At 56.9% G+C, this 15,133-nt stretch carries 11 protein-coding genes; 10 read left to right on the top strand and 1 reads right to left on the bottom strand.

The genetic code is table 11. The features are described 5' to 3' along the window. Positions 1-27 precede the first annotated feature (27 nt). The 8 genes from thiL (at position 28) to LG300_RS10190 (ending at position 13,221) form a co-directional block, all read left to right on the top strand. On the top strand, positions 28-1,005 hold the full coding sequence (gene thiL / locus LG300_RS10225) for a thiamine-phosphate kinase (protein ID WP_404375134.1): 978 nt from the start codon (positions 28-30) through the stop codon (positions 1,003-1,005). Then, on the top strand, positions 1,002-1,475 hold the full coding sequence (locus LG300_RS10220) for a phosphatidylglycerophosphatase A (RefSeq protein WP_404375132.1): 474 nt from the start codon (positions 1,002-1,004) through the stop codon (positions 1,473-1,475). Before thiL ends, LG300_RS10220 begins: the two co-directional genes overlap by 4 nt. A gap of 84 nt (positions 1,476-1,559) precedes the next feature. Beyond that, positions 1,560-2,816 (top strand): DUF945 family protein, encoded by a 1,257-nt coding sequence (locus tag LG300_RS10215; protein ID WP_404375130.1) that lies wholly within the window; start codon positions 1,560-1,562, stop codon positions 2,814-2,816. A 117-nt stretch (positions 2,817-2,933) separates the two neighbouring features. Then, entirely contained in the window at positions 2,934-5,393 is a 2,460-nt protein-coding gene (lon, locus tag LG300_RS10210; protein ID WP_404375128.1) for an endopeptidase La, read from the top strand. 144 nt (positions 5,394-5,537) lie between these two features. Further along, on the top strand, positions 5,538-7,709 hold the full coding sequence (locus LG300_RS10205) for a methyl-accepting chemotaxis protein (RefSeq protein ID WP_404375126.1): 2,172 nt from the start codon (positions 5,538-5,540) through the stop codon (positions 7,707-7,709). 226 nt (positions 7,710-7,935) lie between these two features. Beyond that, positions 7,936-10,098 (top strand): methyl-accepting chemotaxis protein, encoded by a 2,163-nt coding sequence (locus LG300_RS10200; RefSeq protein ID WP_404375124.1) that lies wholly within the window; start codon positions 7,936-7,938, stop codon positions 10,096-10,098. A 145-nt stretch (positions 10,099-10,243) separates the two neighbouring features. Further along, the gene (gene ilvD / locus LG300_RS10195) at positions 10,244-12,088 is read left to right on the top strand and encodes a dihydroxy-acid dehydratase (RefSeq protein WP_404375122.1); all 1,845 of its coding nucleotides are present in this window, start codon (positions 10,244-10,246) and stop codon (positions 12,086-12,088) included. 77 nt (positions 12,089-12,165) lie between these two features. Beyond that, a complete protein-coding gene (locus LG300_RS10190; RefSeq protein ID WP_404375119.1) occupies positions 12,166-13,221 on the top strand; it encodes an oxidoreductase in 1,056 nt (351 codons plus the stop codon). Positions 13,222-13,357: 136 nt separating this feature from the next. Here LG300_RS10190 and nudE read toward each other — a convergent pair whose 3' ends face one another. Further along, positions 13,358-13,972 (bottom strand): ADP compounds hydrolase NudE, encoded by a 615-nt coding sequence (gene nudE, locus LG300_RS10185; RefSeq protein WP_404375116.1) that lies wholly within the window; start codon positions 13,970-13,972, stop codon positions 13,358-13,360. Between the two features lie 70 nt (positions 13,973-14,042). On the opposite strand from nudE, the gene yrfG reads away from it, so the two are divergent. Beyond that, on the top strand, positions 14,043-14,720 hold the full coding sequence (gene yrfG / locus LG300_RS10180; RefSeq protein WP_404375114.1) for a GMP/IMP nucleotidase: 678 nt from the start codon (positions 14,043-14,045) through the stop codon (positions 14,718-14,720). Between the two features lie 23 nt (positions 14,721-14,743). Next, positions 14,744-15,133 carry a ribosome-associated heat shock protein Hsp15 gene (hslR, locus tag LG300_RS10175; protein WP_404375111.1) on the top strand — a complete coding sequence of 130 codons (390 nt, stop codon included), beginning with the start codon at positions 14,744-14,746 and terminating at the stop codon, positions 15,131-15,133.

Raw genomic sequence — 15,133 nt, 5'->3', positions numbered from 1 at the left:
GCCTGATCAAGCGTTTAAGGGGCCTTTGTGCTTGCCGAATTCGATCTGATTCGACGTTACTTTATGTCGCCGCAGGAGGCGCAAGCGACAGATGGCGTTGCCCTAGGATGCGGTGATGACGCCACGCTATTGGTACCCCAGGCGGGGCAGCAGCTGGCGGTGAGTGTGGATACATCCGTCGTCGATGTGCACTTTCCCCATGATGCACCCGCCTATGCGATAGGGCACCGGGCATTAGCCGTGGCGCTCAGCGATTTAGCCGCTATGGGGGCTAAGTCGCGCTGGTGCTTGATGGCGATTACCCTCGATCAGCGTGCTTTCCAGGATGATGCCGCTGCCGAGCAGTGGCTTGCGGGCTATGCCCGCGGCTTCCATGCGCTCTGTCAGCAGCACGCCACGACCCTTGCCGGTGGCGATGTGACCTCCGGTGCGCTCAGCATTAGCGTCACCGTGATGGGTGAAGTGCCTGCAGGCACGGCCATGACCCGCTCGGGTGCCCAGGTGGGCGATGTGGTGGCTGTGACCGGTGCATTAGGCGGTGGCGCAGGTGGGCTAGCGTTGTGGCAACAGGGTGAGCGCGACCTTGAGCACCCGTTGCTACAGCGCTATCTCTTGCCCCAGCCACGGCTGAGTGCCGGTATTGCGCTACGTGGGTTGGCCACGGCGGCGATGGATATTTCCGATGGCCTGCTGGCGGATCTGGCGCATCTGCGGGAAGCATCCCAGGTGGGGGTCGCGTTGCAGCCCGACGCTCTACCTCTGGCGGAAGGGTTGGCCGAAGCGCTGGGCAGCGATGCGGCCTTAGCCGCTGCGCTATCTGGCGGTGATGACTATGAACTGCTGGTTACGCTACCGCCGGCCAAGGTTGCCCAAGCGCAAGCGCAATTGGCTGAGCTTGGCCTTTCGCTCAGCGTGATTGGCTGCTGCACCGAAGCGCTTGGGGTGACAGGAGTGTCGTCGCAAGGCGCTACCGGCTGGCAGCATTTTCGCGGGGGTGTCCAATGAACCGCGCACCGGCGAGCGTCTGGCGACGCCCCACCCACTTTTTTGCCTTTGGCCTGGGCAGCGGTACGGTGCCCTGGGCGCCGGGTACCTTTGGCACCCTGGCGGCCATCCCGTTCTACTGGATGATGGCCGACCTGACCCTAGGCTGGTACCTAGGCATCGTCTTAGTGTCCTTTGTGGTAGGGGTATGGCTATGCGATAAAACGTCCCATGACCTAGGGGTACACGACCACTCAGGGATCGTATGGGATGAGTTTGTAGGTTACTGGATTACCATGGCGGCGGTGCCTTTCTCCTGGGAGGCGGCGCTATGGGGCTTTGTGGTATTCCGCATCTTCGACGTCTTTAAGCCATGGCCCATTCGCTGGGCAGACCGCCGGGTAGCCGGTGGCTTCGGCATTATGATTGATGATGTAATGGCAGGGATCTACGCCTGGAGTACGATGCACCTTTGGTTCTGGCTGCATTAATTTAAGCCTGGGTATCAACTGCTATGCTTACTGTGCTGCACGCCTACTGCCTGCAGGGTCAAGGAGGCTATTCAAGGAGATAGCATGCGCAAGGAACGTTTGATCGTGCCTATCCTCGCGGCTATTGCCGTGATCTGGATGGTCGCGCAACTGCTATCTAGCGTTCTTTTTGAGCGCAGCCTACGCCAAGCGCTAGAGGATCTGGAGGCGCGGGGCGAATGGCGCGTCAGTCGAATTGAGAGCCACCAAGGCTGGCTAACCTCCCGTGGAAGATTGATTCTTTCCCCTCTTTTGGGTCGCCCTTGGCGTTTGGAACTGACCTACCGGGCTCGTCATGGGGTGCTCAGTACCGATGTAGAGGGCACTCTGTTGCCGCGCCTAGACAGCGTGCTGCAGAAAGCGGTGGGCGAGGTCTCGGCACCTTCCGTGCCGCGCTGGCAGGGGCGCTACCAAACATTAAGCGGGCATACTGAGCTGCGCTTAGCTCTGGCCCCCTTCGTTATTCAGCAGAGTGGCCGCGAGTTGGCGGTGCGCGGTGCGCGCGTTCGGTTGGAGGGTGTGTTTGGGGATTGGCGCCTGCGCGGCTTGTTGGAGCAGCTCACGCTGACCGATGGGCTTGCCCAGCTCACCCTGGGGCCAGCCCAGTTAGAGAGCCGCTATACTTATATTGAAGACGCCTATCACTTTGCCCAGCGCGACCATCTGCATATTGAAAGCCTAGCGCTTCGCTACCCTGCCTACGATATCCACGTCACTCCTTTCGACGTGCATAGCCATATGGAGCTGGATGAGAGCGAGCTGCGCTTAAAAGGTGAGCTGATTGTCGGGGATGTGCGCGTGCCCAGCGAAGCGCCCGATACCTCGTTGTTAAGCGGCCGAATAGAGGCGGAACTTTCCCGGCTAAATGCGGATGCCGTGCGCGAGACTATACGCCGTTTGCGCCAGGAAGCCGCCTGGGGCGACGCTAGCCTGCCCATGGCAGAAGGCTTACTGTCCCGATTAGAGCCGCACTTACGTCAGGTGCTTAGCGATTCCCCACGCCTGGATGTCACCACTATCGATATTGATAGCCCGCTGCTTGGCTTGCAGGTAAATGCGGATGGCGCACTATTTTTCGATGCCCGCCGCTTAGATGAGCTAAGCATTACCGCGCTTGATAAGCCCGATGAGCGTGCCCGCTGGCTAGAGCGTATCGACGGAGATTTTGTGTGGCACGATGCGCCCACCATGGCAGCTTTATGGTTAGGGTTGCCACTAGGTACCCAAGAGCTGCAGTTTGATGTTATTCGCGGTGTATGGCGCGTCAATGGCCGCCCGATGCCTCAGTTGCTGCCGCCCTAACCTATCGGCGCGCTGTGGGGTAAATCATCTTTAGGGTTGAAGTTTTCACCCTGTGCCCACATTCCTGTAGCAATGCTAAGCGGCGAGAGCCGCTGGTTACTGTTGATGGGAGGGCGCATGAGCGACCAGGATTACGACCGCGATCACGAACACCATGACTGGCTCTCTGAGAGCGAGCCGCACGAGTCCAAAGAAGATAGCTCCAAAAGCGACGACTACCGCTCCGACGGTGAGCGGGTAAATTCGATTGTGCCCGCCAGCGAGATGCTGCCCGAACGCATCTACCTACTACCAATTCATAACCGCCCCTTCTTCCCCGCCCAGGTGCAGCCGCTGGTGATTAACCGCGAGCGCTGGGAAGAGACCATGCGCCGGGTGGGCAATACGCCGCATCACACTATCGGCGTGGCCTTTGTGGGGGAGCAGGGCGTTGAGTCGCTGGATCATGAAAACTTCCCCGAAATTGGCACCGCCGTGAAGGTGCATAAGCTCAAGGGTGAAGATCAGCAGATCCAGTTCATCGCCCAGGGGTTGCAGCGCTTTAAAATTCAACGCTGGCTCTCTAAAGAGCCGCCGTATCTGGTAGAAGTCACCTACCCGAAAGAGCCGGTCAATGCCGAAGATGAAGAGACCCGTGCTTACGCCATGGCGATCATTAACGGCATTAAAGAGCTGCTGCCGATCAACCCGCTCTATGGGGAGGAGCTAAAACACTACCTCAACCGCTTTAGCCCCCATCAGCCCGGCCCGCTGACCGACTTTGCCGCCGCGATTACTTCGGCCAAAGGCCCAGAGTTGCAAGACGTGCTGGCGACGCTGCCCGTTGCCGAGCGGATGCAAAAAGTGCTGCCGCTGCTGCGTAAAGAGATTGATGTTGCCCAACTGCAGAGCGAGATCAGCGAGCAGGTCAACGCCCAGATGCAGGAGCGTCAGCGGGAGTTCTTCCTGCGCGAGCAGCTGAAGGTGATTCAGCGCGAGCTAGGCATCTCTAAAGATGACCGCGAAAATGACGTGGACACTTTCCGAAACCGGCTCGAAGCCTTGGTAGTACCCGAGCGGGTTCAGGCGCGTATTGATGAAGAGCTGAATAAGCTTAGCGTGCTGGAAACCGGCTCGCCGGAGTATGGCACCACCCGTAACTACCTGGATTGGTTGACCTCGCTGCCCTGGGGGATCACAAGCGAGGATAAGCTAGATCTCGCCCACGCCCGAGAAGTGCTCGACCGCGACCACGATGGCCTAAAAGACGTGAAGGAGCGGATCATCGAGTTTCTTGCCGAAGGCACTTTTAAAGGCGACGTGGGCGGCTCCATCGTGCTGCTGGTAGGCCCGCCAGGGGTGGGTAAAACCTCGATCGGACGCTCCATCGCCGAAGCGCTGGGCCGGAAGTTTTACCGCTTCTCGGTAGGCGGTATGCGAGATGAAGCCGAGATCAAGGGCCACCGGCGCACCTATGTGGGCGCGATGCCTGGCAAGCTTGTCCAGGCTTTCAAAGAGGTCGAGGTGGAAAATCCGGTCATTATGCTGGATGAAATCGATAAGCTTGGCCAATCCTTCCAGGGCGACCCTGCCTCGGCACTGCTGGAAGTACTCGACCCCGAGCAGAACGTTGACTTCCTGGATCACTACCTCGATGTGCGAATGGACCTTTCCAAGGTGCTCTTCGTCTGTACCGCCAATACGCTAGACAGCATCCCCGGCCCGCTGCTGGACCGCATGGAGCAGATTCGCCTGTCGGGCTATATCGCTGAAGAGAAAGTGCAGATTGCCAAGCATCACCTGTGGCCCAAGCTGCTCAAGCGCGACAACCTGCCGAAAAAGCGGATTAACCTGACCGATGCTGCCCTCAAGCAGGTCATTGAAGGCTATGCGCGGGAAGCGGGCGTGCGCCAGCTGGAAAAGCAGCTCCATCGTATCGTTCGCAAGGCGGCTGTGAAGCTGCTGGAAGAAGAGGTTGAAACCGTTAAGATCTCGGTTAAGAACCTGGAGGAGTTCCTGGGCGCGCCGCTCTTCCGCAAAGAGAAAGTGCTGAAAGGCGAAGGGGTGGTGACAGGGCTCGCCTGGACCTCCATGGGCGGCGCGACCCTGCCTATCGAAGCAGGTAAAGTGCACTCTCTGGATCGCGGTTTCAAGCTGACCGGCAAGCTGGGCGATGTCATGAAAGAGTCGGCCAATATTGCCTATAGCTACACCCTTGGCCATTTGGCTGAGTACGGGGCCGATGCCGACTTCTTTGACTCTGCCTTTGTGCACCTGCATGTACCAGAGGGGGCAACACCCAAGGATGGCCCTTCGGCAGGCGTGACGATGACCACCGCGCTGCTGTCGCTGGCGAAGCACCAAGCAATTAACCGCCCGCTTGCCATGACCGGTGAGTTAACCCTCACGGGCCAAGTGCTACCGGTAGGGGGCATTCGGGAAAAAATCATTGCCGCACGGCGCAGCGATATTTTCGAAGTGATCCTGCCCGAAGCTAACCGCCGTGACTATGAAGAGCTGCCCGAGTACCTGAAAGAGGGGATGACGGTTCATTTTGCTAACCGCTATCGAGATGTTGCTAATGTAGTGTTTGTTTAACTCTCCTCACTCTCTAGCCGTATTCCAGCGTCGCCTTAAAAAGCGGCGCTTTTTTATAGCTATTCATGGGTGAAATATACTGGCTAACCTGGATAATGGCGAAAAATCAAAATATTAAAAAAATACTACCCTGGGGAGTCCATTATGCGTAACAACCAGCCTGTTACCCAACGCGAATATGTGCTTGATGACGAGGCCGTTCTTATTTCACGGACGGACCTGAAAGGCAATATTACCTACATCAATGCAACCTTTGAGGAGGTAAGCGGTTTCTCAAGGGATGAGCTGATTGGTGCTCCCCATAACCTGATTCGCCACCCGGATATGCCGGAAGCTGCTTATGCAGACTTTTGGAAAACTATCCAAGCGGGTAAAACCTGGCAAGGTACGGTCAAAAACCGGCGTAAAAATGGCGACCACTACTGGGTGTATGCCACAGTGGCACCGCTGCGCGACGGTGATCGTATCGTGGGTTACACCTCGCTGCGCCGTAAGGCAGGAGCGAAACGCGCTGCGTTGGCTGAGCAGGTCTATGCCGAGATTCGTCAGAAAGGGAAATCCCGCCGCTACGCGCTTCATCAAGGCGCGTTGAAGCGCCGAGGCCTTGGTGGCTTTGTTGCACGTTTTCAGTTCACCAGCCTGAAGGCTAAGTTGACCGGTATGGTAGTGGCCGCTTTGCTGCTACTGGGATTAGCAGGCAGTTTGGGTGTATATGGCCTAATGGTGTCGGGGGAGCGCCTCGATACGCTTAATCGATCAGGGCTTGAGTCGGTTGCGGAGCTGCAGCGTTTAGAGCGTCAGTTAGGGAAATCTGTTGAGTTACTAGAGCCTGCCGTGCGCAACCCAAGGCGGGTTGATAAGGAGACTTTATCGGCCTCCTTAGAGAGTGGCAGCCAGTCCATACACGATTTATGGAACTCATATCGTGCCACCAGTCAAGCAGCCCCCGATGCGCTACAAACGTTCAATGAGACGTTAACGCGTTGGGATGAGGGTGTCACTGCCGCTGCCACGGCGGTTCAGCAGGCGCAAGGGTTCGCTGCGTTTGAAGCGTTTAACGATGTGGTAAAGCCCACTACCGAGCAGCTGCGTGAACTGAGTAGCCAATTGGTGAGTGAAGAGCGGGCTGGTGCCCATGCGCTAGTCGCTAAAGCCCAGCAGGGACGTCAATACATGTTGATTGCCCAACTGGTGCTCATGCTGATTGGTCTGCTCATTATGGTCGGGCTGAGCGTAGTGATCTTTAAATCCGTTCTGCGTGGCTTGGAGGGTGCACGGCATATGACCTTCCAAATCGCCGCAGGCAACTTAGCTGCTCGGGAACGCCGTCAAAGCAACGACGAGCTAGGCGAGCTGCTCTACTCGTTAGACACCATGCGCTTTAGTTTATCCAGTATCGTCAGTGATGTGGAAAATCGTGTTTCCGTGGTAACACCTGCTATTCAGCGCATTGCCGCTGAAAATGAAGAGTTGGCCTCACGTACTGAACAGCAGGCTTCCTCGCTGCAGCAAACCGCCTCCAGCATGGAGGAGATGACCTCCACCGTGCAGCAAAATACTGATAATGCTCGCCAAGCTACCGAGCTTGCCCAGCAAAATGCTGCTAGCACCCGGGATACCCGCCAGCAAATGGAGCAGCTGGTTGAGCGTATGCAGCGCATCGCTAAAAGTGCTGAGAAGATGACCGAAATGATCGGCGTGATCGATAGCATTGCTTTTCAAACCAATATCCTGGCGCTTAATGCATCAGTTGAAGCGGCCAGGGCCGGTGAGCACGGCCGTGGTTTTGCCGTAGTGGCTAGCGAAGTACGCACGTTGGCAAGCCGAAGTGCCAATGCTGCGCAAGAAATTCGTAAAATGATCGACAGCACCACGCAAGAGGTGAGTGGTGGCCACAGCGCTGTCGAACAGGCCGAACGTGCCATTGAGAAGGTAGTGAAACAGGTGAATCGGGTGAGCGAGCTGATGGAGTCGATTAGCACTGCCTCAAGCGAGCAGAGCAGTGGTATTGGCCAGATTAACGCAGCCATTGCCGAGATGGATGGCGTTACTCAGCAAAACGCCTCCAAAGTGCAGTCTATCGCCGCGTCAGCAGACAACCTTGCCCTGGAAGCCTTTGAACTGGCTAACGTGGTTGATGCTTTCCGCTTGGAGGGAGCGCAAGCAGAGAGCATTAGTGCTGCCCGTGAGAAGCTTAGCAACGTTCAAAAGGCGGCCAAGCAAGCAGCGCCTCGCCTGTCGAGCAGCAAACCTTCTAAGCAGCAGGCCAGTAGGCAGAGCACCAGCACGAGTGCTGATGAGTGGGATGAGTTTTAACCCTTGCGTTTAATTAACGCTTAGCTCAACCAAAATACGGACCCAGAGTTGACGGTTTGAATATGCCACCCACGCGGTGGCATATTTTTTGCCTATTTTTAATTTAAGTTGTAAAACGTACCAAGTTGGCTTAGTAAAAGGGATGGCGCTAGGCTTCAGGCAAAACATGCCTTTCTTAGAAAAACATGTCTTTTAAAAAAAGATATATAAACAATAAGGGTTCTACATGAGCACATTCAGCCAAGCAGCGTTTGAGCTTGCAGACGATCAAGTGTTGATTTCACGCTCTGATCGCCAGGGGAAGATCACCTACGTCAACCAGACCTTTATAGAGGTGAGCGGCTTCTCCCAGGCGGAGCTAATAGGCGAAGCCCATAGCATCTTTCGCGATCCGGAAATGCCATCCTTGGTGTTCAAAAATATGTGGGACACCATTGAAAAAGGTAAAACTTGGCAAGGGATAGTCAAAAATCGCTGTAAAAATGGCGATACCTACTGGGTGCATATCACTGTAGCACCGCTGCTGGATAGTGAACGTGTAGTTGGCTATACCGCCATTCGCCGTAGAGCACCTCAAAAAGCGATTGATCGTGCGGTAAAGGGGTATAGCGCGATGCAGCAGGGGCGTGGCCGAGGTTTCAAGCTCTATGATGGTGCATTACGTCGCACGGGGCTGCGTGGCTGGGTGCAACGCTTTAGCTTTAGCAGTATGCAGGCTAAGTTAATTGGTATGGTGATTGCCTCTATCCTGCTGTTAGCTACAGCCGGAGCGGCAGGTGTTTATGGATTAACCAGCTCAGCCGAGCGGCTGCGTACGCTCAATCAAACTGGGCTGGAAGGTGTGGCCGACCTACAACAAATTGAGCAGAGCACAGCGCAGCTATTGCAAGCGCTAGAACCAGCGGTACGTAATCCGCGCCGGGCTGATTTAGATCTGTTAGAAGAGCAGTTAGCTTCGCTCCAAGTCGACATTGGCCAAGCATGGCAAACCTTTACTGCTCAGCGCAGTGAGGTTACGGGTGTTCAGCAAGGCCTAGCGGCACATCTTGATACGTTCTTAGGCAGTGCCAATAACACCTTTACGGCAATACGCAATGGCAGTGGGTTTGCCGCCTTTGAAGCCTTTAATGATGTTGTAAAGCCAACCTCCGACAGCATTAGTGCCACGATTAATCTACTGGTGGATAATGAGCGCGCTGCAGCACAAGCGCTCATGGCCAATGCCGAACGCCAGCAGCGCTGGCTGCTATGGGGGCAATTGGGCGTTCTGCTATTTGGTATTGTCTTGATGGTTTGGTTAAGTGTGGCCGTGCTGAACTCACTGCTTAAATCGCTCAATGAAGCTCGACGCGTCACCTTTCAGATTGCGGCAGGCAACCTCGCTAAACGCGTTACCCTCAAGCGGGATGATGAGTTGGGGGAGTTGCTGGCATCCCTAGAAACCATGCGTGCCAGCTTATCCGGGCTGATTACGGAGGTGGGCAATAAAGTTGAAGTGGTCACGCCTGCCTCTGAGCATATTAAGCAGCAGAATGAGGAGTTAGCTTCCCGTACTGAACAGCAGGCCTCCTCACTGCAGCAAACCGCCTCCAGCATGGATCAAATGACCGCGACGGTTCATCAAAATACTGAAAATGCCCGCCAGGCCAATCAGCTTGCCATGCAGAATGCCACCACCAGCCGTGAAACCGGCGAACGAATGCAAGCTCTGGTAGAGCGTATGGAGCGTATTGCCGAAAGCGCCGATAAGATGAACGACATCATCACGGTGATTGACGGCATCGCCTTCCAAACCAATATTCTGGCGCTGAATGCCTCGGTGGAGGCGGCTAGAGCGGGTGAACAGGGCCGCGGTTTTGCTGTGGTAGCCAATGAAGTGCGCAATTTGGCTGGCCGCAGTGCCGACGCGGCTGGAGAAATTCGCCGCCTGATCGATACCTCATCCCAAGAAATTGCGGGTGGTGCAGCCGCAGTGAAAGAGGCTGAGCAGGTGATTGAGAAGGTGGTCAATCAAGTAATGCGTGTTAGCGACATCATGGAAGAGATCAGCACTGCTTCTGGTGAGCAGAGCAGTGGTATCGCACAGATTAATACGGCGGTTTCTGAAATGGACCACGTAACCCAGCAAAATGCCAGTAAGATGCAGTCTATCTCCAGTGCTGCTCAGCGTTTAACCAGCGAAGCATTGGGGTTGGCCAATGTCATTGCTGCGTTCCGGTTGGAAGGTGCGGAAGAGGAGAGTAGTGAGACAGCCCGTCAGCGTTTGCGGCAAGATGACTGGTCGACCCCGAACCTAGCTCAGAAAAGCCTTTCACAACCAAACGAGCAGCGCTTGGCACTGAAGCGCCCGGGAACGGCTGTTGCTGAAGAAGAGTGGGAAACTTTCTGATAGCCGCTGGGCGGCCTTATCGTTCCCTTTGGTTGCCTTCTACATCTAGTCTCTGCGGTGCGCTCATGCCACAATCTAAGGCCGCTGGATTCAACTGCCTGCCGCCAAATAGGCGGCAGGCCACGATAAAGATGTAGAGGACACCATGCCCGAGTACCGTTCCCGTACCACCACCGCCGGCCGTAATATGGCCGGTGCCCGTGCCCTTTGGCGTGCCACCGGTATGAAAGATGACGACTTTCATAAGCCGATTATTGCGGTCGCCAACTCCTTTACCCAGTTTGTGCCGGGCCATGTCCACCTGAAAGACATGGGCCAGCTGGTGGCGCGTGAAATTGAAAAAGCGGGCGGCGTGGCGAAAGAGTTCAACACCATTGCGGTGGACGACGGCATCGCCATGGGCCACGACGGTATGCTCTACTCGCTGCCGAGCCGCGATATCATTGCCGACAGCGTTGAGTATATGTGTAATGCCCACTGCGCCGACGCGCTGGTGTGTATCTCCAACTGCGACAAAATCACCCCTGGAATGTTGATGGCTGCGATGCGCCTCAATATTCCGGTGATCTTTGTGTCGGGCGGCCCGATGGAAGCCGGTAAAACCAAGCTGCTGGACCACGGTCTGGATTTGGTGGATGCCATGGTCATGGCTGCCGACGACAGCGTTGATGATGAAACCCTCGCCGAGGTGGAACGCAGCGCCTGCCCCACCTGCGGTAGCTGTTCCGGCATGTTCACCGCTAACTCCATGAACTGCCTTACCGAAGCGCTGGGCCTGGCGCTGCCGGGTAACGGCACTGTGCTAGCCACCCATGCGGATCGCCGCCGTCTGTTTGAAACCGCCGGTCATCGTATCGTTGAGCTGGCCAAGCGCTACTACGAAGGTGAAGAGGCGCATCTGCTGCCCCGCGCGATTGGTAGCAAAGCCGCCTTCAGGAACGCCATGACGCTGGATATCGCCATGGGCGGCTCTACCAACACCATCCTCCACCTGCTGGCAGCCGCCCAGGAAGCGGAAGTCGACTTCACCATGGCGGATATCGACCGTCTCTCCCGTGAAGTGCCGCAGCTGTGTAAAGTGGCTCCCAATACCCAGAAGTACCACATTGAAGATGTACACCGCGCCGGTGGCATTATGGCGATCCTGGGCGAGCTGGATCGGGCGGGCGTGCTGGATACTTCCGTACCGACCGTCTACGGTGACAGCCTGAAAGCCGCGCTGGATGAGTGGGATATCATGCGCTCGCCAAGCCCCGAGGTGGTCGAGTTCTTTAAAGCTGGCCCTGGCGGTGTACCGACGCAAACCGCTTTCTCCCAAAGTGCCCGCTGGCCGAGCCTGGATGGCGACCGCGCCACCGGCTGTATCCGCGACCTGGAGCATGCGTTCTCCCGCGAGGGTGGTTTGGCCGTGCTGTACGGCAACATCGCACTCGATGGCTGCGTGGTGAAAACCGCCGGGGTGGATGACTCTATTTTGGTGTTTGAAGGCAAAGCCCACGTGGTGGAGTCCCAGGACCAGGCCGTCGCCGACGTGCTGGATGGCAAGGTCAAAGAGGGGGATGTTGTCGTCATCCGCTACGAAGGCCCCAAAGGTGGCCCGGGGATGCAAGAAATGCTGTACCCCACCTCCTACCTGAAATCGAAAGGGCTGGGCAAAGCCTGCGCGCTGCTGACCGATGGGCGTTTCTCCGGTGGCACGTCGGGCCTGTCGATTGGCCACGTCTCGCCAGAGGCCGCCGCAGGTGGCGCGATTGGTTTGGTAGAGCAGGGCGATACCATCCTGATCGATATTCCCAATCGTTCCATCAACGTCAAGCTCAGCGACGCCGAGCTGGCCAAGCGTCGTGAAGCGATGGAAGCCAAGGGTAAAGACGCCTGGAAGCCGGTCGAGCAGCGCCCGCGCAAGGTCACTCCCGCGCTCAAAGCCTATGCGCTGTTAGCCACCTCTGCCGATAAAGGCGCGGTGCGCGACCTCTCCAAGCTGGATTAATCACTTCGTCCAACAGCCCGTCTTGTGCGGGCTGTTTTTTTGCCAACCGTGAACCGTCAAAATGACTAAGGATTGTAATGAAGGCGATCATCAACGTTGGCCTCGTTGGCTATGGATTTGCGAGTAAGACCTTCCACGCACCGCTGATCCAAGCGACGGAAGGGTTGGATTTAGTGGCCGTTTCCTCAAGTGATGCCGCTAAGGTAAAGGCCGACCTTCCCAACGTGGAGGTGGAAAGCCAGGCGCTGGCGCTGTGTAAACGGCAGGATATTGACTTAGTGGTGATTCCCACGCCGAACGACACACACTTCCCCCTAGCCAAAGCGGCGCTTGCCGCAGGCAAACATGTGGTAGTGGATAAACCCTTTACCGTCACGCTCTCCGAGGCGAAGCAGCTAAAAGCCCTGGCGGTGGATAAAGAACGGCTGATTTCGGTGTTTCATAACCGCCGCTGGGATAGCGACTTCCTGACGATTCAAGCGCTCCTAAAGGATGGCACGCTGGGTCGGATGACGGGATTTGAGTCGCGCTTTGATCGCTTTCGCCCTGAAGTGCGCGACCGCTGGCGGGAAAAAGCCACCCCGGGCGGCGGAATTTGGTACGACCTGGGGCCGCACCTGCTGGATCAGGCCTGCGAGTTGTTCGGTATGCCCAACGCCATTTTGCTGGAACTCGGCGTGTGGCGCGACGGAGCCAAAGCTGACGATGACTTCCTCGCGCTGCTGGAGTATGACGGCTGCCGCGTCAGCCTAAGCGCCGGTACGCTGGTGGCGGAACCCACGCCGCGCTACCGCATCCACGGCACCAAGGGTAGTTACATTAAGTACGGCTTAGACCCGCAGGAAGATCGCTTAAAAGCTGGAGAGACCCCGGCACCCGCCTGGGGAGAAGATACCCCCGGCACGCTGACACTGCGTGACGGAGAAGGCGAAGACGCACCGCTAGTTCGTCACGAACACCCCACACTGCCGGGTGACTATCTCGCCTATTACCAGGGCGTGGCTGCTGCCATTCGCGATAAAGCACCGCTGCCGGTAGGCATCGATGACGCCCTGCGCTGTATGGCATTACTGGAAGCTGGCCTGGATAGCCACCGCCAGCGCCGTTGGATCGTGCTAAAACATCACCTATAGCAATGGCACCCTCCAGGCGGGCGCTAATGGCTGATGTGGGAGGCCAACTTCATTGGGCGACGACTTTCTGAGCCGGCTGGAGGCTTGAATCGTCGCGGGCTGAAGCGACCTCCCACAATATTGTCAGTGGTGTGTGCTAGAGCAAATCCATCTCGCTGCTGCGCTTCTCTTCGCGCAGTTTATCTCGCGCAATATAGAGCGCAGCGATGGCGCGGGCTTCGTGGAAGTCTTCCCGCAGCAGTAGGGAGGGCAGTTCCTCAATGGCATGGGTCTCTACGATCAGCGGTTCGGGTTCGTCGCCGGGTAGGCGCTTGGGGTAGAGGTCGGTGGCCATTAGCACCTGCATACGGTGGCGCATGTAGTTGGGCGCTAGCGACAGCTCCACCAACGGCTCAATACGGTGCGCGCCGAAGCCGCACTCCTCCATCAACTCGCGGTTGGCAGCGGTAATGATGTCTTCGCCTGGGTCCACCAATCCTTTTGGCAGGGTTAGCACATAATCCTCGAATCCAGCGGCATACTCGCGGATGAGCAGTACATGCTCCGGGTCCGGCATGGCGATAATCATCACCGCGCCCCGGTCGGCGCCGGTGAGCCGTTCAAATTGTCGCTCCTCCCCGTTGGAGAAGCGTAAATCCAGCGACTCGATCTGGAACAAACGGCTTTGGGCAACGCGCTGGCGCCCTAAAATTTGCGGCTTGCGCGGGTAGCCGTTCGGTGTATCGCCTGTTGTTGTGTCGTCGCGTGACATCCTGCCTCCGTGGCTGCAAAAAACGGGTTGCGCTACAATAGCACGCTTACTCTTTAAGACTGGAGCGGCAATGATTGATTGGCGAGAGATCGATACCGTCCTGCTCGATATGGACGGCACGCTGCTGGACCTTCACTTCGACAGCCACTTTTGGCTTGAGCACCTGCCACGGCGCTATGTAGAGCTGCATCAACTCGACCAGGCCAGCCAAGATGCGCTAAAAGCGCGCATTATGGGCGAGCAGGGCACGCTGAACTGGTACAGCCTTGCCTACTGGAGCCGCGAGCTCAATGTGGATATTGTCGCGCTCAAGCGCGAAGTGCAGCACTTGATTGGCCTACGCAGCGATGCTTTAGACTTTCTGACCTGGCTGAAGCAGGCCCACCCCCGCGTGGTGCTCGCCACCAACGCCGACCGTGCCAGCCTGGCGCTGAAGCTACCGCTCACGGGGTTGGAAAACTATCTGGATGCCATCATCTCATCAGAAGACGTGGGCGCCGCGAAAGAGGAGCAAGCCTTCTGGTTCGCGCTCCAGGAGCGCGAACCGTTCGACCCAGCCCGCACGCTGTTTATCGATGATAACGCCCGCGTGCTGGAAAGCGCCCGGGAGTTCGGTATTAAGTACCTGTTAGGTATTAAGCAGCCGGACAGCCAACGCCCCGAGAAAGAGCTACAGGAGTTTATTGCCCTTGACCGGTTCGCCCAACTGCTGCCAGAGGATTTGCCAGGGCAGCGCTCGCATATCTGAGTTCACACATTAGGAGAGCGTGAATGAGTGACAGCGTTCGCTTGGATAAGTGGCTATGGGCGGCGCGGTTTTTTAAAACCCGTGCCCTAGCCAAAAAAGCCATTGAGGGCGGCAAGGTTCACTACGATGGCGCCCGTGTAAAAACCAGCAAAAACGTTGAGTTAGGCGCGCTTATCCGCGTACCCCAAGGCTGGGACATTTACGAGGTGGAAGTGATGGCGCTATCCGACCAGCGCCGTGGTGCGCCGGAAGCGCGTAAACTCTATGCAGAAACCGAAGAGAGTGCCCAGCGCCGCGCCAAGGAAGCCGAAGCGCGCCGATTAACCAATGAAGTGATGCAGCACCCGCTCAAGCGTCCTGATAAAAAGCAGCGGCGTGATATTCAGCGATTCCAGCGTCAGCAGGGAGAGTAA

Source organism: Vreelandella aquamarina, from assembly GCF_044805175.1.
Classification (GTDB): Bacteria; Pseudomonadota; Gammaproteobacteria; order Pseudomonadales; family Halomonadaceae; genus Vreelandella; species Vreelandella aquamarina_B.
The sequence above is the reverse complement of the archived record's forward strand: the minus strand, read 5'-3'. Positions and strand labels throughout refer to the sequence as shown.